This window comes from Tabrizicola sp. (assembly GCF_041919135.1).
GTDB lineage: Bacteria > Pseudomonadota > Alphaproteobacteria > Rhodobacterales > Rhodobacteraceae > Tabrizicola.
On the sequence record NZ_JAYRUJ010000004.1, the window covers coordinates 115,077 to 134,329 of the forward strand.

Sequence of the window (19,253 nt, forward strand, 5' to 3'; positions counted from 1 at the left end):
GTAGTGGTGCCCAGAAGAGGACTCGAACCTCCACGCCTTGCGGCACTGGTACCTGAAACCAGCGCGTCTACCAATTCCGCCATCTGGGCGATGTCGTGAGGGCGATGTAGCGGCCCCTTCCGGGAGAGTCAACGGCCCCCGAACGGAAAAAATGCAATGCCGCTTTCGCCTTGCCCGCCCCGGGTGCCGGGGGTATTGATCCGGAAGGTTCCGGTGTCTTTTCGGCGCTTTCGCAGGGGTGCGCACATGAGCAAGCTTGTCACCATCTTCGGCGGTTCGGGCTTTGTCGGCCGCTACATCGCACGCCGCATGGCGAAAGAGGGCTGGCGGGTGCGGGTGGCGGTGCGCCGCCCGAACGAGGCCCTGTTCGTCCGCCCCTACGGCGTCGTCGGCCAGGTCGAGCCGATCGCCTGCAACATCCGCGACGATGCCAGCGTCCGCGCGGCGCTGCGCGGGGCGGATGCGGTGGTGAACTGCGTCGGCGTCATGGTCCGCTCGGGCAAGAACACCTTTGCCGCGGTCCAGACCGAAGGCGCGGGCCGGATCGCCCGGATCGCCGCGGCGGAAGGGGTGGGACATCTGGTCCATGTCTCGGCCATCGGGGCGGATGCGGGTTCGGACAGCGATTACGCCCGCACCAAGGGCGAGGGCGAGGCGGCGGTGCTGGCGGCTTTCCCGGATGCGGTGATCCTTCGCCCCTCGGTGATCTTCGGGACCGAGGACCAGTTCTTCAACCGTTTCGCCGGCATGACCCGGATGGGTCCGATCCTGCCGGTCGTCGGCGCCGATACGCGATTCCAGCCGGTCCATGTCGATGATGTCGCCCGCGCGGCCGTCAAGGGCGTGCTGGGCGAGGCCGCTCCCGGCGTCTACGAGCTTGGCGGACCCGAGGTCGACAGCTTCCGTGGCCTGATGGACCGGATGCTGGAGGTGATCCAGCGCCGCCGGGCGGTGGTCAACATCCCCTTCTTCCTGGCCGGGATCATGGGCTTTGCCTTCGATGCGGTGCAGGCGTTGACCTTGGGCCTGGTCGAGAACAAGATGCTGACCCGCGACCAGGTGCGGAACCTGCGGCGCGACAACGTGGTCTCGCCCGGCGCGAAGGGCTTTGCCGATCTGGGGATCGCCCCGGTCACGATGGAGGCCGTGCTGCCGGAATATCTCTGGCGCTTCCGGCGTTCGGGGCAATATGCGGCGATCAAGGCTTCGGCCAAGAACCTGAAGAAAGCCTGATGCATCCGGTCCTGCCGGCGCGCGGGACCCCTGACGCGCTGCCCGCCGACTGCCGCGTGATCCTTGTCATCGGCGGCAGATCCCGGCCTGAGAGCCGGTGGGGCAGGACATGGAAAACCAGACGCTTATCGCCGCCTTTCTGGGCCTTCTCGAAGGGCTGACCGAATTCCTGCCGGTGTCCTCGACCGGGCACCTCTTGCTGGCGGGGCATTTCCTGGGCTTCGAATCGAAGGGCAAGACCTTCGAGGTGGTGATCCAGCTGGGCGCGATCCTGGCCCTGACCTCGGTCTATGCGACGCTGGTGCTGCGCCTGTTCCTGCGCGCCCGGCACGAGGATGCGGCGCGGCGCTCGATCGTCTCGGTCCTTTTGGCCTTCCTGCCGGCCGTGGTGGTGGGCGTGCTGGCGCATGACTTCATCAAGGAGGTCCTGTTCGAAACCCCGGTCCTGATCGCGGTCATGCTGATCCTGGGCGGGGTGGTGCTGCTGGTGATCGACCGGATCGCGCCCGCGCCGGTTCATCGCGACGCGCTGGCGCTGCCGTTCGGCAAGTCGCTGGCGATCGGCGTCTGCCAGTGCCTTGCCATGGTGCCGGGCGTCTCGCGCTCGGGTGCGACCATCGTCGGGGCGCTGCTGATGGGCGTGGAGAAGCGCGCCGCGGCGGAGTTTTCCTTTCTTCTCTCGCTGCCGACCATGGGCGCGGCGGTGGCCTATGACCTGTTCAAGAACCGCGAGCTGCTGGATTTCGGCGCGGTCTGGGAGATCGCCACGGGCTTTGCGGTGGCCTTCGTGACCGCGATCCTCGTGGTCCGCTGGGTGCTGAATTTCATCAGCCGCAGGGGCTATGCCCTGTTCGGCTGGTGGCGAATCATCGTCGGAACGGGCGTCTTGCTGGCCCTGTGGCTGGGGTTCTAGAGAGATAAGGAAACTATACTGACCTAATTATGCGGATAATGGTCAACTTTTCTGCCCCAACTTCGAAAAAACCTGCAATTAGGTAAACCATACTGACTTTTATTGCGAAATGATCCGCTGTACCCATCGAAACCCGTGAGGATCGTTGGGAGGCGCAGCCGTGGCCACGCAGAAGATGCTGAAATTCGTCACCCTCGGGCGCGAGATGCCCGAGAAGCGCGAGGCATCCCTACGTTCTCAGGATTTCCACGAGATTTACCGCGAGTTCGCCGACCGCAAGGCCGCCGAACAGGCCAGCCGCTGCTCGCAATGCGGCGTGCCCTATTGCCAGTCGCATTGCCCCTTGCACAACAACATCCCCGACTGGCTGAAACTGACCGCCGAGGGCCGGTTGCAGGAGGCCTATGAACTCAGCCAGGCCACCAACACCTTCCCCGAGATCTGCGGCCGGATCTGCCCGCAGGACCGCCTCTGCGAAGGCAATTGCGTGATCGAGCAATCCGGCCACGGCACCGTCACCATCGGCAGCGTCGAGAAATACCTGACCGACACCGCCTGGGAGGAAGGCTGGGTCAAGCCGATCCGTCCCCATGCCGAGCGGCCGGAAAGCGTCGGCATCATCGGCGCGGGGCCGGGGGGCCTTGCGGCGGCGGACATGCTGCGCCGGCAGGGGGTGCAGGTCACGGTCTATGACCGCCACGACCGCGCCGGCGGGTTGATGACCTATGGCATCCCCGGCTTCAAGCTGGAGAAGGAAGTGGTCGAACGCCGCAACGCCCAGCTGGAGGAGGCTGGCGTCGAATTCGTGCTGAACTGCAACGTGGGCGAGGATATCGCCTTTGATGCAATCCGCGGCCAGCATGACGCGGTGCTGATCGCCACCGGCGTCTACAAGGCGCGGAACATGGAAGCCCCCAGCATCGGCGCGCGCGGCGTGGTGAAGGCGCTGGACTACCTGACGGTCTCGAATCGCCGGGGCTTTGGCGACGACGTGCCGGAGTTCGACAGCGGCGAGCTGAACGCGCTGGGCAAGCGCGTGGTGGTGATCGGCGGCGGCGATACGGCGATGGACTGCGTGCGCACGGCGATCCGGCAGGGCGCGCTTTCGGTGAAATGCCTGTATCGCCGCGACCGGGCGAACATGCCGGGCTCGCAGCGCGAAGTCGCGAATGCGGAAGAGGAAGGCGTTGAATTCCTGTGGCTTTCCGCGCCGAAGGCGTTCACGGGCGGGATCGAGGTCGAGGGCGTGATGGTGCAGAAGATGCGCCTTGGCGCGCCGGATGCGACCGGCCGCCAGGCGCCCGAGGTGATCGAGGGCGCCGATTATGTCGAACCCGCCGAACTGGTGATCCAGGCGCTTGGCTTCGAACCCGAGGACCTGCCGACCCTCTGGGGCGTGCCGGAACTGGCCGTGACCCGCTGGGGCACGATCAAGGCCGATTTCCGCAGCCATGCGACCAGCCTGCCGGGCGTCTATGCGGCGGGCGACATCGTGCGGGGGGCCTCGCTGGTGGTCTGGGCGATCCGCGACGGGCGCGAGGCGGCCGAGGCGATCCTGTCCTACCTGGCCCAGACCGAGGCCGTCGCGGCGGAATAGTGAACGGTTGGTAAAGCGTCTGGCAGCTGTCTGGCATCGGTCTGGCAAGCGTCTGGCGCGAAAGGCTGGCCCGAAAGAGTGAAACGTCAGGACCCATGACCTGATTCAGGGTGAACCGAAGATGCGGAAGTTTCTGATCCTAGCCTGCCTGACCGCCCCTGCCGCCCCCGTGCTGGCGGGAACCTGGACCGCGCCTTCGGGCTGCGATGCCTTCATGACCGTGCAGTCGAAATCCTGCCGCGTCTCGCATTACTACAGGTGCAGCGCGGATGCCCCCGGCGACCAGTGGCGGGTGGACATGGACCAGGAGGGGGCGTTCTTCTTCTCGCGCATCGACCGCGAGGGGCAGTGGGTCGAAAGCTTCGATCCGGTGCGCCAGGTGCTGGACCCCGGCGCGGCGGATGCGGCCAGTTTCTCGGAGCTTCTGGCCGAGGGGATCGACACCTGGGACTTCACCCTGAGCCGCGACGACGGGCAGGGCAGCCGGGCGACGGGTTATGACCGGCTGACCGGGCAAAGCGTGGTGATCGACGGCGTGACCCTAAGCCAGACCGAGGTGGAGTTCACCGAATACGACGGCGCGGGCGGGGTCCTGCGCCGCTCGCGCGGGAACGAATACCTGCATCCGGACTGGCGGCTGTTCTTCGCCGGGCCGGGCGAGACCGATCTGGGCGATGGCCAGTGGCTGCCGATCGACGGCAGCCCGGTCGATTTCGTCTTTCCCGGCGACAAGGGCTTTCTTGCCACCCAGCCGATCTATGACTGCGACGCGCTGACGGCCGAGGCCGCGCGCCCCCTTGCCGACATTCTTCCCGCCAGCCTGAAGGAGTGAGCCATGACCAAGTATGATGCCGCCTGGGTGAGGGCCGAGGAAGAAAAGCGCGCCTGGCTGGATGCCAACGGGCTGTACAAGGCCGAGGACGAACATTCCTCCTGCGGGGTGGGGCTGGTGGTGTCGATCAGCGGCAAGCCCAGCCGCAAGGTGGTGGAGAACGGGATCAACGCGCTGAAGGCGGTCTGGCACCGGGGCGCGGTGGACGCGGATGGCAAGACCGGCGACGGGGCGGGGATCCATGTGCAGATCCCGGTCAAGTTCTTCTACGACCAGGTGCGGCGGACCGGGCATGAGCCGGATGCGCAGAAGCTGATCGCCGTGGGCCAGGTCTTCCTGCCGCGCACGGATTTCGGCGCGCAGGAACGCTGCCGGACCATCGTGGAAACCGAGGTCCTGCGGATGGGGCATTACATCTATGGCTGGCGGCATGTGCCGGTGGATACCTCGGTCCTTGGCGAGAAGGCGAACGCGACCCGGCCCGAGATCGAGCAGATCCTGATCCGCTGCGAAAAATCCATCGACCACGAGCAATTCGAGCGCGAGCTATACATCATCCGCCGCCGGATCGAGAAGGCGGCGACGGCGGCGGGCATCCAGGGGATGTATCTGTGCAGCCTCAGCTGCCGGTCGATCATCTACAAGGGGATGATGCTGGCCGAGCAGGTGGCGACCTTCTACCCCGACCTGACGGACGAGCGGTTCGAGAGCGCCTTCGCGATCTATCACCAGCGGTATTCGACGAACACCTTCCCGCAGTGGTGGCTGGCGCAGCCGTTCCGGATGCTGGCGCACAACGGCGAGATCAACACGCTGAAGGGCAACGTCAACTGGATGAAGTCCCACGAAATCCGCATGTCGTCCGAGGCTTTCGGCGCGGCGGCCGAGGATATCAAGCCGATCATTCCGGGCGGGACCAGCGACTCGGGCGCGCTGGATGCGGTGTTCGAGGTGCTGGTGCGGTCGGGCCGTTCGGCCCCGATGGCCAAGACGATGCTGGTGCCGGAGGCCTGGTCGAAGCAGACGGTGAACATGCCCAAGGCCTGGGCGGACATGTATTCCTACTGCAACTCGGTGATCGAGCCCTGGGACGGCCCCGCTGCGCTGGCGATGACGGATGGCCGCTGGGTCTGCGGCGGGCTGGACCGGAACGGGTTGCGGCCGATGCGCTATGTGGTGACGGGCGACGGGATGCTGATCGCGGGGTCCGAGGCCGGGATGGTGCCGGTGGATGAATCCACGATCCGCGAGAAGGGCGCGCTGGGGCCGGGGCAGATGATCGCGGTCGACATGGTGGAGGGCAAGCTCTTCCACGACACCGAGATGAAGGACCGGCTGGCCGCGTCCCAGCCCTATGGCGAGTGGGTGGGCAAGATCGTCGACCTGAACAGCCTGCTGCGCGACATTCCCGAGACGCAGAGCCATACCGGCGCCGACCTGCGCAAGCGCCAGATCGCGGCGGGATTCACCGTCGAGGAGCTGGAACAGGTGCTGGCGCCGATGGCCGAGGACGGCAAGGAAATGGTCGCCAGCATGGGCGACGACACGCCGCCGGCGGTGCTGTCCTCGGTCTACCGGCCGCTCAGCCATTACTTCCGGCAGAACTTCAGCCAGGTGACGAACCCGCCCATCGACTCGCTTCGCGAGGGGCGGGTGATGAGCCTGAAGACGCGGTTCGGCAACCTGCGCAACGTGCTGGACGAGAACAACTCCCAGACGGAAATCCTGGTGCTGGAAAGCCCGTTCATCGCCACCTCCGAGTTCGAAGTGATGGTGGAGCGGTTCGGCGACCAGGTGGCCTTCATCGACTGCACCTTCCCGGTGGGCGAGGGGCTGGACGACCTGCGCCTTGGGCTGGAGCGGATCCGGGCCGAGGCCGAGGATGCGGTGCGGTCCGGCGCGGGGCAGCTGGTGCTGACGGATGAGCATCAGGGGCCGGAAAAGGTGGGGATGCCGATGATCCTGGCCACCAGCGCGGTGCATAGCTGGCTGACGCGCAAGGGGCTGCGGACCTTCTGCTCGATCAACGTGCGCTCGGCGGAATGTATCGACCCGCATTACTTCGCGGTGCTGATCGGCTGCGGCGCGACGACGGTGAACCCCTATCTGGCGCAGGATTCCATCGCGGACCGGATCGAAAAGGGGCTGATCGAGGGCACGCTGACCGATGCGATGCGGCGCTATCGCGATGCCATCGACGCGGGATTGTTGAAGATCATGTCGAAGATGGGGATCTCGGTGATCTCCAGCTATCGCGGCGGGTTGAACTTCGAGGCGGTGGGGCTGAGCCGCGCGATGGTGGCGGAATACTTCCCCGGCATGCAGAGCCGCATCTCGGGCATCGGCCTGACGGGCGTGGAGCAGAAGCTGGAGGAGGTCCACCGCAAGGGCTGGCTTGGCGGCGCGGACGTGCTGCCCATCGGCGGCTTCTACAAGGCGCGGCGCTCGGGCGAGAAGCACGCCTGGGAAGCGCAGACGATGCACATGCTGCAAACCGCCTGCGAGCGGGCGTCCTATGACATCTGGAAGCAGTTCAGCGCGGCGATGCGGGCCAATCCGCCGATCCATCTGCGCGACCTGCTGGACATCAAGACGCTGGGCAAGCCGGTGCCGATCGAGGAAGTGGAAAGCATCACCTCGATCCGCAAGCGGTTCGTGACGCCGGGCATGTCGCTGGGGGCGCTGTCGCCGGAAGCGCACAAGACGCTGAACGTGGCGATGAACCGGATCGGGGCGAAGTCCGACTCGGGCGAGGGCGGCGAGGACCCGGCACATTTCACGCCGGAGCCGAACGGGGACAACCCTTCGGCCAAGATCAAGCAGGTCGCCTCGGGGCGCTTTGGCGTGACGGCGGAATACCTGAACGCCTGCGAGGAACTGGAGATCAAGGTCGCCCAGGGCGCCAAGCCCGGTGAGGGCGGGCAGTTGCCGGGGATGAAGGTCACGGCGCTGATCGCTCGGCTTCGGCATTCGACGCCGGGGGTGACTCTCATCAGTCCGCCGCCGCATCACGACATCTATTCGATCGAGGATCTGGCGCAGCTGATCTACGACCTGAAGCAGATCAACCCGCGCGCCAAGGTGACGGTGAAGCTGGTGTCCTCCAGCGGCGTGGGCACGATTGCGGCGGGGGTGGCCAAGGCCAAGGCCGACGTGATCCTGATTTCCGGCCACAACGGCGGGACGGGGGCCTCTCCGGCGACCAGCATCAAATATGCCGGCCTGCCCTGGGAAATGGGCCTGACCGAGGCGCATCAGGTGCTGGCGATGAACAACCTGCGCGAGCGGGTGACCTTGCGCACCGACGGCGGCCTGCGGACCGGGCGCGACATCGTGATGGCGGCGATGATGGGGGCCGAGGAATACGGCATCGGGACCGCCGCGTTGATCGCGATGGGCTGCATCATGGTGCGGCAGTGCCAGTCGAACACCTGCCCGGTGGGCGTCTGCACCCAGGACGAGAAGCTGCGGGCCAAGTTCAGCGGCAGCGCCGACAAGGTGGTGAACCTGATCACCTTCTACGCGCAGGAAGTGCGCGAGATCCTGGCGCAGATCGGCGCGCGGTCGATTGACGAGATCATCGGGCGGGCGGACCTGCTGACCCAGGTCAGCCGTGGCGCGGCGAACCTGGACGACCTTGACCTCAACCCGCTGCTGATCGCGGTCGATGGCTCGCGCTCGATCACCTATGACCGTTCGAAGCCGCGCAATGCGGTGCCGGACACGCTGGACGCCGAGATCATCAAGGACGGGCATCGCTTCTTCGAGGATGGCGAGAAGATGCAGCTCTCCTACGCCGTGCGGAACACGCTGCGGACCATCGGCACGCGGGCGTCGAGCCATATCGTCAAGAAGTTCGGGATGCGGAACGCCCTGCAGCCCGACCATCTGACGGTCAAGCTGGCGGGGTCCTGCGGGCAGTCGCTGGGGGCCTTCGCGGTGCGCGGGCTGAAGCTGGAGGTGCAGGGCGACGCCAACGACTATGTCGGCAAGGGCCTGTCGGGCGGCATGATCACCGTGCGGCCGCTGATGGAATCGCCGCTGAAGGCCGAGGCGAACACGATCATCGGCAATACCGTGCTTTACGGCGCGACGGACGGCTTCCTGTTCGCCAGCGGCAGGGCCGGGGAACGGTTCGGGGTGCGGAACTCGGGCGCCTCGGTGGTGGTCGAGGGCTGCGGCTCGAACGGCTGCGAATACATGACGGGCGGGGTGGCGGTGATCCTGGGCCGGATCGGGGCGAACTTCGGGGCGGGGATGACGGGCGGGATGGCCTATGTCTACGACCCCGAAGGGGTGGCGGAGGATTTCATGAACCTCGAATCGATCCTGACCTGCGCCGTCGGCCACCCGCATTGGGAGATGCAGCTGAAGGGCCTGATCCAGCGCCACCTGGACGAGACCGGCAGCCGCGTCGCCGGGCGCATCCTGTCGAACTGGGAGGCGGAGCGGCGCAACTTCGTGCAGGTCTGCCCGAAGGAGATGGTGGAGCGGCTGCCGCATCCCCTGTCGGACGAGGTGGCGAAGGTTCCGGCGGAATAGCGGCGGCGACCGCTCTTGACGCTGGGGGTTTCCTTGCGTCTAACCGGCGGCATGACCGAAAAGGGCGCAGAGAAACCGGCCGCCGCGCCGCGCCGGCGCAAGCCGAAGGCCGAACCGGCCCCGCCGGTGCCGAAGCCGCGCCTCTGGCGGGTGGCGGGGAAATGGCTGCTGCGCGGCTTTGGCGGGGTGGCGGCGTTCTATGCGCTGCTGATCCTTTTGTTCAGCTTCGTCCCGCCGCCGGTCAACCTCTACCAGCTGGGCGAGATCTGGCGGCTGGGCGGGATCGACAAGGATTGGGTCGCCTACGAGGAAATCGCGCCCGTCATGGGCCGTTCGGCCGTGGCGGCGGAAGATGCGAACTTCTGCGGCCACTGGGGTTTCGACATGACGGCGATCCGCCAGGCGATCGAGGATGGCAGCACCCGGGGGGCCAGCACGATCACGCAGCAGGTGGCGAAGAACGTGTTCCTCTGGCACGGCCGGAGCTGGCTGCGCAAGGCGATGGAGGCGGTGCTGACCCCGGCGGTGGAGCTGGTCTGGTCCAAGCAGCGGATCCTGGAGGTCTATCTGAACGTCGTCGAATTCGACGAGGGCGTGTTCGGCGTCCAGGCGGCGGCGCAGCATTACTTCGGCGTCGATGCGAAGGACCTGAGCGCGCTGCAGGCGGCGCGGCTGGCCGCCGTCCTGCCCGATCCCAAGGGCCGCAGCGCCAGCGAGCCGACCAGTTTCGTCCGCAGCCGCACCCGCGCCATCATCTCGGGCGCCGAGACGATCGCGGCGGACGGCCGTTCCGCCTGTTTCGAGGGTTGAGGCCCGCCGGCTATTGAATTCCCGGCCCCCGCGCGGCAATGAGTTGCAAGACCGGAGGCCCCGATGAACCGCCCCACCAACCGCCTGTACCACGTTCCGCTTTCGCCCTTCTGCCGCAAGGTGCGGCTGACGCTGGCCGAGAAGAAGATCGAGGTCGAGCTGGTCGAGGAACGCTACTGGGAGCCCTCGCCCGATTTCCTGCGCCGCAACCCGGCGGGGAAGGTGCCGATCCTGAAGATGGGCAACCGGGTGATGAGCGAAAGCCAGGCGATCTGCGAATATATCGAGGAGCAGACGCCCGAGCCGCCGCTGATGCCGAAGGGCGCCGAGGGCCGCTATGAGGTGCGGCGCCTGTGCGCCTGGTTCGACGACAAGTTCCACAACGAGGTGACGTCGAAGCTGCTGTACGAGCGGGTGAACAAGAAGGTCACCGGCCAGGGCTATCCGGATTCGAAGAACGTCAAGCTGGGCTCGACCCGGATCAAGTATCACCTCGACTACATGACCTGGCTCTTGGACCAGCGGCGCTGGCTGGCCGGCGACGTGATGACGCTGGCCGATTTCACCGCCGCCGCGCATCTGAGCTGCCTGGACTATATCAGCGACGTGGACTGGAACCGGCATGCGGTGCTGAAGGACTGGTATGCGAAGATCAAGTCGCGCCCGAGCTTCCGGCCGCTTCTGGCCGACCAGATCTCGGGCTTTCCGCCGGCGCCGCATTATGCCGACCTGGATTTCTGATCCCCGGCCCGCCGGGGCATTTGTCGCGGCATGACAGGGTTGTCGAAAGAGGAACTGGTGGCGCGGGCCCTGGAGGAGGGGTTCGTGAAGGCGGGATTCTGCCGGCCGGATGCGGTGCCCGAGGCGGCGGGGCGGCTGCGGGCCTATCTCGCGGCGGGGCGGCACGGGCAGATGGGCTGGATGAAGGAGCGCGAGGGCTGGCGCGGCTCGGCGGCGGCGCTGTGGCCCGAGGCGCGAACGGTGATCATGCTGGCCGAGGCCTATACGCCGGAGGTCGATCCGATGGCGGGGCTGGCGCAGAAGGACCGGGGGGTGGTCAGCGTCTATGCCCAGGGGAAGGATTACCACGACCTCTTGAAGCGGCGGCTGAAGCGGCTGGGGCGCTGGATGATCGAGCGGGCCGGGGGCGAGATCAAGGTCTTCACCGACACCGCCCCGGTGATGGAAAAGCCGCTGGCGCAGGCGGCGGGGCTGGGGTGGCAGGGCAAGCATACGAACCTTCTGGGCCGCGACCTGGGCAGCTGGGTCTTTCTGGGCGCGATCTTCACCACGCTGGACTTTGCCCCGGACGCGCCCGAGGCCAGCCATTGCGGGCGCTGCACCGCCTGTCTGGACGCCTGCCCGACGCGGGCCTTTCCCGCACCCTGGCAGCTGGATGCGCGGCGCTGCATCTCCTACCTCACGATCGAGCACAAGGGGCCGGTGGACCTTGAGCTGCGGGGGCTGATGGGCAACCGGATCTACGGTTGCGACGATTGTCTGGCGGTCTGCCCCTGGAACAAGTTCGCGGTGGCGGCGAAGGAGATCGGCTATCAGCCGCGGGTCGGCCTGCCGGAACTGGCGGAGCTGGCCGCGCTGGACGATGCGGGGTTCCGCGAGCGGTTCGCCGGCTCTCCGGTCAAGCGGATCGGGCGGGGGCGGTTCGTGCGCAACGTGATGTATGCGGTGGGAAACTCGGGCCTGGCGGCGCTGATCCCGGTGGCGCGGGCGCGGCTTTCCGACGAGGATCCGGTGGTGGCCGAGGCGGCGGAATGGGCGCTGGGCAGGCTTTCGCGGGTGCAGGACAGCGGGGTGGGGACGCCGGACGAATCGTGCTAGGCTGGCGGCAATCTGGAGGAGAGCGGACCATGGCACGGCATCTGGCGGATCATCGGAAATCCAGTGAGGGCGGCAGGTTGAAGCATTTCCTGCGGCTGGCAAGGGCCCCGAGGGAAACCTGGAAGGTGGCGCGTCCGGGCTCGGCCGGGGGGCGGCTGGTGCAGTTCCTGCGGATCGAACGGGGGAAGACGGCCTGAGCCGCCCAAGGTGGACAGAGTCCCGTGCCGGGCAATATCAAGGGCTTGGCCCTTGCGGTTTACCCGTACTTAAGGTTTCGCCGGCTTCAGCCGGTCGCGCAGCACGGCCAGGACATCGCGCAGGTCGACCACCTGGTCCAGCGTGAGCCCGGTCCGTTCGGCGAAGGCACGCGGGATGCCGGCGGTCCGGTCGGCAAGGGCGCGGCCAGCCTCGGTCAGCGAGACGCGGACCTGGCGTTCATCCCTGCTGTCGCGCCGCCGGGTCACCCAGCCGGCGCTTTCCATCCGCTTGAGCAGCGGGGTCAGGGTGTTCGATTCCAGCCGCAGGTCGGCGCCGATCCCGGACACGCTTTGCCCGTCGCGCGCCGACAGGGCGGAAAGCACCAGATATTGCGGATAGGTCAGCCCCAGCGGTTGCAGGAGCGGCGCATAGGCGGCATGGACCGCATGGGCGGCGGAATGCAGCGCAAAGCAGAGCATGTCCGAGGGTGCGAGGGTCATCCCCTTTCCATACATCGCGGGCGATGGAAGCGCAAGCGTCCTTACGGGATCGGGGGGCGGATCGGACCGCGCGGCCGACCCCGGCCAGGTGGGAACCCATGCGCGCGTCGGGGCGTTGTTCGCGATTGCCGGCAAGCCGAAGTCTTGCCGGGCCCGGGGGGATGCGATGGCCACACCAGATGACTCAGCCAGGCCATGGTCGATTCAAAGCGGCGAGGAGTTTCGCGCCCTCTATGAATTCACCGACGCGATCTACCACGCCCATTCGATGGAAGACGTCTATGCCTCGGCGCTGGACGTCATCACCAAGACGCTTGGCTGCGAGCGGGCGTCGATCCTGCTGTTCGACGCCGCCGGCACGATGCAGTTCGTCGCATGGCGGGGATTGTCGGAACAATATCGCCTGAAGCTTGCAGGCCATTCGCCCTGGCGGCCGGGAGATGTGGATCCCCCGCCGATCTTCGTCGAGGATATCTGCGAGACCGGGGAGCCCGACTGGATCAAGCAGGCGATCCGGGCCGAAGGCATCGTCAGCCTGGGCTTTGCGCCGCTGACGCTGGAAGGCCGGGTCATCGGGAAGTTCATGACCTATCATGGCAGCCGGCGCCGGTTCGACGAACATGCCCAGGCGCTGGCCGTCACCATCGCCCGGCACCTGGGCTTCAGCATCGGGCGCGCGCGGGCCGAAGCCGCGCGGGAGGCCGCCCTCGCCGAATTGCGGATGTCGGAGGCGCATTTCCGGCACATGACGGACCAGGCCCCGATCATGATCTGGATGAGCAATGCGCAGGGGCATTGCGAACATCTCAACAAGGCGGCGCGCGACTTCTGGGGGGTGGAGGAGGACCGGATCGACGCCTTCGACTGGAGCGCGACGATCCATCCCGAGGATGTCGGGCATGTGCTGGCCCGGATGCGGCAGGCGATGGCGTCGGACGAGACCGTGCAGCTGCGCGGGCGGTATGCAAGCACCTCGGGCGAGTGGCGGGTGTTGCAGACCGAGGCGCGGCCGAGGCATGCCTGCGACGGGCGTTTCCTGGGCATGATCGGCGTCAATGTCGACATCACCGAGCAGGACGGCATCGCCCGCCAGCGCGAGCTGATGCTGGCCGAGCTGAACCACCGGGTGAAGAACACGCTGGCGGTGGTGCAGGCGATTGCGCATCAGACCTTCAGGTCCGAGAAGACCATCCCGTCGGTCGCGACCTTCATCGGCCGTCTGGGGGTTCTGGCGGCGGCGCATGACATCCTGTCCAGGGACAACTGGGAAAGCACGCCGATGCCGGAACTGGCGCGGGAAGTGCTGACCCGCGATCCTGCCAACCGGCGAAACGTGCAGATGGAGGGGCCGGCGCTGCTTCTGGCGCCGAAACAGGCGCTGGCGATCGCGCTGGCGCTGCACGAGTTGCAGGCCAATGCCCTGAAATACGGGGCGCTTTCCGTCGAGAGGGGATCGGTTTCGCTGCAGTGGAACAGCTCTCCGGACCATGGGCTGGACATCGTCTGGCAAGAGACCGGCGGGCCGCGGGTGAAGCCGCCGAAGCGGCGGGGCTTTGGAACGCTGATGATCGAGCAGGCGCTGGCGGCCGACCTGAACGGGTCCGCCCGGATCGATTTCCTGCCCGAGGGGCTGGTCTGCAAGATCCGGGCCAGCTGCGAAAGGGTTCTGTGATGAGCATCCTTGCCAATCGGCGCGTCCTGCTTGTGGAAGACGAATTCCTGATCCTGGCCATGCTGTGCGACATGATCGCCGATGCCTCGGCAACCGTCGTGGGCCCGGCGACGACGCTGGATGAGGCCTTGCAGCTGGCGAAGGGGGCCGAGATGGATGCGGCGATCCTGGACATGAACCTGAACGGCCAGTGGAGCGACCCGGTGGCCGAAGCCTTGGGGCAGCGCGGCATCCCTTTCGTGTTCACCACCGGCTATGGGGTGACGGAAAGAAGCCAGCGGTTCGGCGCCCGGACCGTGGCGAAGCCCTATACCTGGGAGGCCCTTGAGCGGGAGTTGGGCCAGGCGATCTCGGACGCCGCGCGGCAGAAGACCGTTTGACGGCGGATCGGTGACGCGGGTGGGGCCGGGCGGGTGGGGCAAAAGACCCTGTTGACGAAATTCATTCGTATGCTAGCGTTATTGCGAGCTGAAGTCGGCAGGCAGTCAGCCTAATCGGTGTGTGCCATGGGCAATCCTTTTTGCAGGGAGGCAGTCATGGAAGCCAGCAGGAACACCCCCAAACGTGCCCGGACGGTCCGGGCCAGCCATCCGGCCAACGCCTTCCGGCAGGAACCCCCGGGCTTCCAGCGCGCCACCTTCGGTTTTCTCGGCGATGACGAGATCACCTGGATGAGAGAGCGGGTCGAGGATGTGCTGGCCGATTACGGCGTGGCGATCCTGCACCCCGAGGCCTACAAACGCTTTCTTGCGGCGGGCGCGAAGCCGGGCAGCGACGCGAACCGCATCCGGATGCCGCGCGAGCTGATCCGCGAGGCGATGGCCGCCACGCCCAAGGCGGTGCGGCTGGGGGGCAAGGAGGCGCGGTTCGACATGGACCTGCCGCGCGCCGATCGCGGGTTCGTCATGCGCACCGGCACCGGCGCGCATGGCTATGTCAATCCGCGCGACGCGAGCTATCGCAAGATGGACCTGACGGCGGTCTCCGAGATCGCGGCGGTCGCCAACACTCTGGACGAGGTGGGTTTCATCGCGCATCCCTTCGTGCATGGCGTGCCCGAGGTGACGTCCGACATCCACAGCTATGGCCGGCTGATCGGGCGCACGCCCAAGCATGTCTGGATGCAGCCCTACCAGTGGGAGAACGTCGATTACCTGATGCGGATCGCCGCCATCGCGGCCGGGGGCGAGGACCGGCTGCGCGCCAATCCGATCACCAGCTGCATCACCTGCTCGTTCACGCCGCTGGAATTCAAGTACATGGACACGCATGTCATCATCAAGGCGGGGGAATACGGCATCCCGCTGCATGCCTGCAGCCTGCCCTCGTCGGGCGGGACGGCGCCCCTGTCGGTGCCGTCGATGGCGATCATGTCGGCGGCCGAGATCGTCGGCATGACGGTGATGGCGCATATCCTGTCGCCCGGTATCCCGGTGATCGCGACGCCGCTGATGTTCACGCTGGACATGCGCACCGGCAGCGCGCTGCAGTCCTGCGTCGAATCGCTGCAGGCGGCGAACATGTCGGTCCAGCTGATGAAGCGCGGCTGGGGGCAGGTCGCGCATACCTATGGTTCGGGCTCGGACACGCCGGACGCGGACCATCAGTCGATGGCCGAGCGCGCGATGCTGATGCAGACCGTGGCGCTGGCGGGGGCCGATATCCTGGGCGGCGTGGGGCAGCTGGAATGCGCCACCGTCTTCAGCCCGGTGCAGGCGGTGCTGGACAACGAGGTGGGCGCGATGATGCGCCGCTTTGTCCGCAAGCCGAGCCTGGACAAGGACTCGCTGAACTGGGACGAGCTGATGCAGATCCGCACCGGCGGGCATTTCCTGGACAGCGCGCATACCATCGCCACCTGCCGCGACCAGCTTGCGCCCAGGGTGTTCCGCCGCCAGGGTCGCGACGATTACGAAAAGTCAGGCCGCCGCACCGCCTTTGACGAGGCGCGCGATGCCGCGCTGGCCGCCATCGCCGCCGCGCCGGAACAGGGGCTGTTGAGCGCGGAGCAGGAACGCGAGATCGCCGCGCTGACCGCCCGGGCGGACGAGCATATCGTCGCCGCCTATACCGGGGCCGTCTCGGTCATCTGACCGCACATGGCTGGCCTGACCGGGCGCCGGTCAGGCCAGGCGGGACAGAAGGCGCAGCAGGGTCGCGCGCTCGGCCCGGGTCAGGGGGGCGAGGGTCTGTTCGGTGATGGTGCGGCCCATGCCGTGCAGCCTGTCGCGCAGCTCGGCCTCGGGGCCGGCCGGCGAGATGGTCGTCCGGCGCTTGTCCTTCGGGTCGGGCTTCAGGTTGACCAGGCCCTTGGCGCGCAGCCGGTCCACGACGCCCTTGATCGTGGCCACGTCCATCGCCGTCCGCCGCCCTAACTCGTTCTGCGAGCATTCGCCTTCGTCCAGCAGCCGGACCATCGCCGAGAACTGCGTGGGCGTCAGGTCGAGGATGGCATGTTCCTGGAAGATCAGCGCGTGGCGCTGGTTGGCAAGGCGCAGGAGGTAACCGATCTGCGCATCGAGGATATAGGGATCCGCGGGGGCGTCATCCACGGCCGCAACCTGATCATCGGCTTTCGTCATTCCATCCGGCCTTTCGCAACTGTTCTTCCGGCGCCAGCCCGGCCCGGCACCCTATCCCGTTTTTCTTGCAGGCCCCGATCAAGCCGGAACTTGCTTTTGCAGGAACTTCCATTAGCATACAAATGAAAAGAGCCGCAAGAAAGGACCCATGCAGATGTCTGTATCCCCCATTCCCGACAAGCTCGTCATCCGAAATATCGGTCTTCTGCTGACCGGCAAGATCGAATCGCCGATTGCCGAGGGCGATTGCGTGGTGGCCGTCGGCGGCAAGATCGCCGCCTGGGGGCGCGAGAAGGACCTGGACACCGAGGGCGCGACGACCGTGGTCGATGCGAAGGGCGCGACGCTGGTTCCCGGCCTGATCGACAGCCATGTCCACCCGGTCGTCGGCGATTACACGCCGCGCCAGCAGCAGATGAACTGGATCGACAGCTCGTTGCACGGCGGCGTCACCACGATGATCTCGGCCGGCGAGGTGCATATGCCGGGGCGGCCGAAGGATATCGTCGGCCTCAAGGCGATGGCGATCGCGGCGCAACGCTGGTACGAGAATTTCCGCCCCTCGGGCGTCAAGGTCCATGGCGGCGCGCCGGTGATCGAGCATGGCATGGTCGAGGACGATTTCCGCGAGCTTGCCGCGGCGGGGGTGCGGCTTCTGGGCGAGGTCGGGCTCGGCTCGGTCAAGGATGGCAAGACCGCGCGGCAGATGGTGGACTGGGCGCGGAAATACGGGATTCAAAGCACGATCCACACCGGCGGGCCGTCGATCCCCGGCTCGGGCCTGATCGACGCCGACATGGTGCTGGAGACCGGCGCGGATGTGGTGGGCCATATCAACGGCGGCCATTCGGCGCTGCCGGACGACCAGATCGTCTGCCTGTGCGAGAGCTGCACCAAGGGGCTGGAGATCGTCCACAACGGCAACGAGCGCGCCGCGCTCCTGACGATCAACACCGCGCGCGAGCTGGGCAAGCTGGACCAGGTGATCCTGGGGACCGACGGGCCGGCGGGATCGGGCGTGCAGCCCCTGGGCATCCTGCGCATGGTGGCGATGCTGTCCAGCCTGGGCAATGTGCCGGCCGAGGTGGCCTTCTGCTTTGCCACCGGCAACACGGCGCGGCAGCGCGAACTGGACGCGGGCCTGCTGGAGCCCGGCTTCGCCGCCGATTTCGTGCTGATGGACCAGGCCCAGCACGCGCCGGGCCGGAACATCCTTGAATCGGTGCAACTGGGCAACCTGCCGGGTGTCGGCATGACCATCATCGACGGGGTGGTGCGCAGCGAGCGCAGCCGCAACACCCCGCCCGCGATGCGCTTGCCCGAGCTTGTCGCGCGGCGCTGAGGCAACGGGCGCGTTGACAGGCGGGTGGAAATGAATATCATTCGTAGACAAACGAATTTGGCGCTGTGGAGGACAGGACGGGGGTAGGGACGGGCCCCCGGCGGCAGATGTGATGAACGGTCCAGGACCGGAACAATAGGGGAGGAAAACGATGTTCAAGACGCTTGCGACAGCAACAGCCCTTGTCGGCGGCATGGCCCTGACGGCCTCGGCGCAGGATATGGTGTTCACCAGCTGGGGCGGCACCACGCAGGACGCGCAGGCCGCGTCCTGGGCGGCGCCCTTTACCGAAAAGACCGGCATCACCGTGCGGCAGGACGGGCCGACCGACTATGGCAAGCTGAAGGCGATGGTCGACAGCGGCAATGTCGACTGGGACGTGGTGGACGTCGAATACGACTTTGCCATCGCGGCCGCGAAGATGGGCCTGCTGGAGCCGATCGACTTTGGCGTGGTGGACCGCGCCGCGATCGACCCGCGTTTCGTCACCGATCATGCGGTGGGCAGCTTCTATTATTCCTTCGTGATCGGCTACAACAAGGACGCGCTTCAGGGCGAGCCGGCAAGCTGGGCCGATGTGTTCGACACCGCGAAGTTCCCCGGCAAGCGCAGCTTCTACAAATGGTCCGCGCCCGGCGTGCTGGAGGCGGCGCTGCTGGCCGATGGCGTGGCGGCGGATGCGCTGTATCCGCTGGACCTTGACCGGGCCTTCGCCAAGCTTGATACGATCAAGTCCGAGATCATCTGGTGGGGCGGCGGCGCGGAATCGCAGCAACTTCTCGCCTCGGGCGAGGCGCCGATCGGCAGTTTCTGGAATGGCCGCGTCTTTGCGATCCAGCAGGAAGGCGGCAATGTCGGCGTGTCCTGGGCGCAGAACCTGACCGCCGCCGATGTGCTGGTGGTGCCGAAGGGCGCGAAGAACAAGGAGGCGGCGATGAAGTTCCTGGCCGAGGCGACCTCTGCCCCGGGTCAGGCCAGCCTGGCGACCGCCACCGGCTATGCGCCGATCAACGTGAACGCGAAGGCCGAGATGGACCCGGCCGTGGTGGCCGAGCTGCCGGACGCCCATGTCGACAGCCAGATCAACCTGGACATGGCCTATTGGGCCGAGCATCGCGACGAGATCGCGAAACGCTGGTACGACTGGCAGTCCCAGTAACTGCATCCTGCCGGCGGGCCGCAGGGGCGCGCCG

16 protein-coding genes and 1 tRNA gene are annotated in these 19,253 nt (G+C 66.8%); 14 read left to right on the forward strand and 3 right to left on the reverse strand.

The window, feature by feature from the left end; genetic code table 11:
- Positions 1-4: 4 nt before the first annotated feature.
- A tRNA-Leu gene (locus ACE3UA_RS04700) sits at positions 5-89 on the reverse strand.
- 157 nt (positions 90-246) lie between these two features.
- Between ACE3UA_RS04700 and ACE3UA_RS04705 the strand changes: the two genes are divergently transcribed.
- The 9 genes from ACE3UA_RS04705 (at position 247) to ACE3UA_RS04745 (ending at position 11,963) form a co-directional block, all read left to right on the forward strand.
- The gene (locus ACE3UA_RS04705) at positions 247-1,233 is read left to right on the forward strand and encodes a complex I NDUFA9 subunit family protein (protein WP_374643029.1); all 987 of its coding nucleotides are present in this window, start codon (positions 247-249) and stop codon (positions 1,231-1,233) included.
- Positions 1,234-1,342: 109 nt separating this feature from the next.
- On the forward strand, positions 1,343-2,146 hold the full coding sequence (locus ACE3UA_RS04710; RefSeq protein WP_374643031.1) for an undecaprenyl-diphosphate phosphatase: 804 nt from the start codon (positions 1,343-1,345) through the stop codon (positions 2,144-2,146).
- Between the two features lie 160 nt (positions 2,147-2,306).
- Entirely contained in the window at positions 2,307-3,743 is a 1,437-nt protein-coding gene (locus ACE3UA_RS04715; protein ID WP_374643033.1) for an NAD(P)-dependent oxidoreductase, read from the forward strand.
- Positions 3,744-3,864: 121 nt separating this feature from the next.
- On the forward strand, positions 3,865-4,575 hold the full coding sequence (locus ACE3UA_RS04720) for a hypothetical protein (RefSeq protein WP_374643035.1): 711 nt from the start codon (positions 3,865-3,867) through the stop codon (positions 4,573-4,575).
- Positions 4,576-4,578: 3 nt separating this feature from the next.
- Positions 4,579-9,117: a glutamate synthase large subunit gene (gltB, locus tag ACE3UA_RS04725; protein WP_374643037.1), complete on the forward strand. Its 4,539-nt coding sequence runs from the start codon at positions 4,579-4,581 to the stop codon at positions 9,115-9,117.
- A gap of 51 nt (positions 9,118-9,168) precedes the next feature.
- Entirely contained in the window at positions 9,169-9,927 is a 759-nt protein-coding gene (mtgA, locus tag ACE3UA_RS04730) for a monofunctional biosynthetic peptidoglycan transglycosylase (protein WP_374643039.1), read from the forward strand.
- Between the two features lie 63 nt (positions 9,928-9,990).
- Positions 9,991-10,668: a glutathione S-transferase family protein gene (locus ACE3UA_RS04735; RefSeq protein WP_374643041.1), complete on the forward strand. Its 678-nt coding sequence runs from the start codon at positions 9,991-9,993 to the stop codon at positions 10,666-10,668.
- A 30-nt stretch (positions 10,669-10,698) separates the two neighbouring features.
- Entirely contained in the window at positions 10,699-11,766 is a 1,068-nt protein-coding gene (queG, locus tag ACE3UA_RS04740; RefSeq protein WP_374643043.1) for a tRNA epoxyqueuosine(34) reductase QueG, read from the forward strand.
- Positions 11,767-11,795: 29 nt separating this feature from the next.
- Positions 11,796-11,963: a hypothetical protein gene (locus tag ACE3UA_RS04745; protein WP_374643045.1), complete on the forward strand. Its 168-nt coding sequence runs from the start codon at positions 11,796-11,798 to the stop codon at positions 11,961-11,963.
- Positions 11,964-12,032: 69 nt separating this feature from the next.
- Here ACE3UA_RS04745 and ACE3UA_RS04750 read toward each other — a convergent pair whose 3' ends face one another.
- Positions 12,033-12,464: a MarR family winged helix-turn-helix transcriptional regulator gene (locus ACE3UA_RS04750; RefSeq protein ID WP_374643047.1), complete on the reverse strand. Its 432-nt coding sequence runs from the start codon at positions 12,462-12,464 to the stop codon at positions 12,033-12,035.
- Positions 12,465-12,630: 166 nt separating this feature from the next.
- On the opposite strand from ACE3UA_RS04750, the gene ACE3UA_RS04755 reads away from it, so the two are divergent.
- The 3 genes from ACE3UA_RS04755 to ACE3UA_RS04765 all read left to right on the forward strand — a co-directional run bounded on the left by ACE3UA_RS04755 (position 12,631) and on the right by ACE3UA_RS04765 (position 16,229).
- The gene (locus ACE3UA_RS04755) at positions 12,631-14,136 is read left to right on the forward strand and encodes a sensor histidine kinase (RefSeq protein WP_374643049.1); all 1,506 of its coding nucleotides are present in this window, start codon (positions 12,631-12,633) and stop codon (positions 14,134-14,136) included.
- Entirely contained in the window at positions 14,136-14,516 is a 381-nt protein-coding gene (locus tag ACE3UA_RS04760; protein ID WP_374643051.1) for a response regulator, read from the forward strand. Before ACE3UA_RS04755 ends, ACE3UA_RS04760 begins: the two co-directional genes overlap by 1 nt.
- Before the next feature lie 156 nt (positions 14,517-14,672).
- Positions 14,673-16,229 carry a trimethylamine methyltransferase family protein gene (locus ACE3UA_RS04765; RefSeq protein ID WP_374643053.1) on the forward strand — a complete coding sequence of 519 codons (1,557 nt, stop codon included), beginning with the start codon at positions 14,673-14,675 and terminating at the stop codon, positions 16,227-16,229.
- Positions 16,230-16,259: 30 nt separating this feature from the next.
- On the opposite strand, the gene ACE3UA_RS04770 is transcribed toward ACE3UA_RS04765, so the two are convergent.
- Complete coding sequence (locus tag ACE3UA_RS04770; protein WP_374643055.1) at positions 16,260-16,718, reverse strand: MarR family winged helix-turn-helix transcriptional regulator; 459 nt, start codon at positions 16,716-16,718, stop codon at positions 16,260-16,262.
- Between the two features lie 154 nt (positions 16,719-16,872).
- Between ACE3UA_RS04770 and ACE3UA_RS04775 the strand changes: the two genes are divergently transcribed.
- Positions 16,873-18,060 (forward strand): amidohydrolase family protein, encoded by a 1,188-nt coding sequence (locus tag ACE3UA_RS04775; RefSeq protein WP_374643057.1) that lies wholly within the window; start codon positions 16,873-16,875, stop codon positions 18,058-18,060.
- A gap of 151 nt (positions 18,061-18,211) precedes the next feature.
- A complete protein-coding gene (locus ACE3UA_RS04780) occupies positions 18,212-19,219 on the forward strand; it encodes an ABC transporter substrate-binding protein (protein WP_374643059.1) in 1,008 nt (335 codons plus the stop codon).
- Positions 19,220-19,253: the final 34 nt, after the last annotated feature.

Coding starts and splice junctions, on each gene's coding strand:
- ACE3UA_RS04705 (WP_374643029.1), top strand. CDS start 247: ATGAGCAAGCTTGTCACCATCTTCGGCGGTTCGGGCTTTGTCGGCCGC.
- ACE3UA_RS04710 (WP_374643031.1), top strand. CDS start 1,343: ATGGAAAACCAGACGCTTATCGCCGCCTTTCTGGGCCTTCTCGAAGGG.
- ACE3UA_RS04720 (WP_374643035.1), top strand. CDS start 3,865: ATGCGGAAGTTTCTGATCCTAGCCTGCCTGACCGCCCCTGCCGCCCCC.
- gltB (WP_374643037.1), top strand. CDS start 4,579: ATGACCAAGTATGATGCCGCCTGGGTGAGGGCCGAGGAAGAAAAGCGC.
- mtgA (WP_374643039.1), top strand. CDS start 9,169: ATGACCGAAAAGGGCGCAGAGAAACCGGCCGCCGCGCCGCGCCGGCGC.
- ACE3UA_RS04735 (WP_374643041.1), top strand. CDS start 9,991: ATGAACCGCCCCACCAACCGCCTGTACCACGTTCCGCTTTCGCCCTTC.
- queG (WP_374643043.1), top strand. CDS start 10,699: ATGACAGGGTTGTCGAAAGAGGAACTGGTGGCGCGGGCCCTGGAGGAG.
- ACE3UA_RS04745 (WP_374643045.1), top strand. CDS start 11,796: ATGGCACGGCATCTGGCGGATCATCGGAAATCCAGTGAGGGCGGCAGG.
- ACE3UA_RS04750 (WP_374643047.1), bottom strand. CDS start 12,464: ATGACCCTCGCACCCTCGGACATGCTCTGCTTTGCGCTGCATTCCGCC.
- ACE3UA_RS04755 (WP_374643049.1), top strand. CDS start 12,631: ATGGCCACACCAGATGACTCAGCCAGGCCATGGTCGATTCAAAGCGGC.
- ACE3UA_RS04760 (WP_374643051.1), top strand. CDS start 14,136: ATGAGCATCCTTGCCAATCGGCGCGTCCTGCTTGTGGAAGACGAATTC.
- ACE3UA_RS04765 (WP_374643053.1), top strand. CDS start 14,673: ATGGAAGCCAGCAGGAACACCCCCAAACGTGCCCGGACGGTCCGGGCC.
- ACE3UA_RS04770 (WP_374643055.1), bottom strand. CDS start 16,718: ATGACGAAAGCCGATGATCAGGTTGCGGCCGTGGATGACGCCCCCGCG.
- ACE3UA_RS04775 (WP_374643057.1), top strand. CDS start 16,873: ATGTCTGTATCCCCCATTCCCGACAAGCTCGTCATCCGAAATATCGGT.
- ACE3UA_RS04780 (WP_374643059.1), top strand. CDS start 18,212: ATGTTCAAGACGCTTGCGACAGCAACAGCCCTTGTCGGCGGCATGGCC.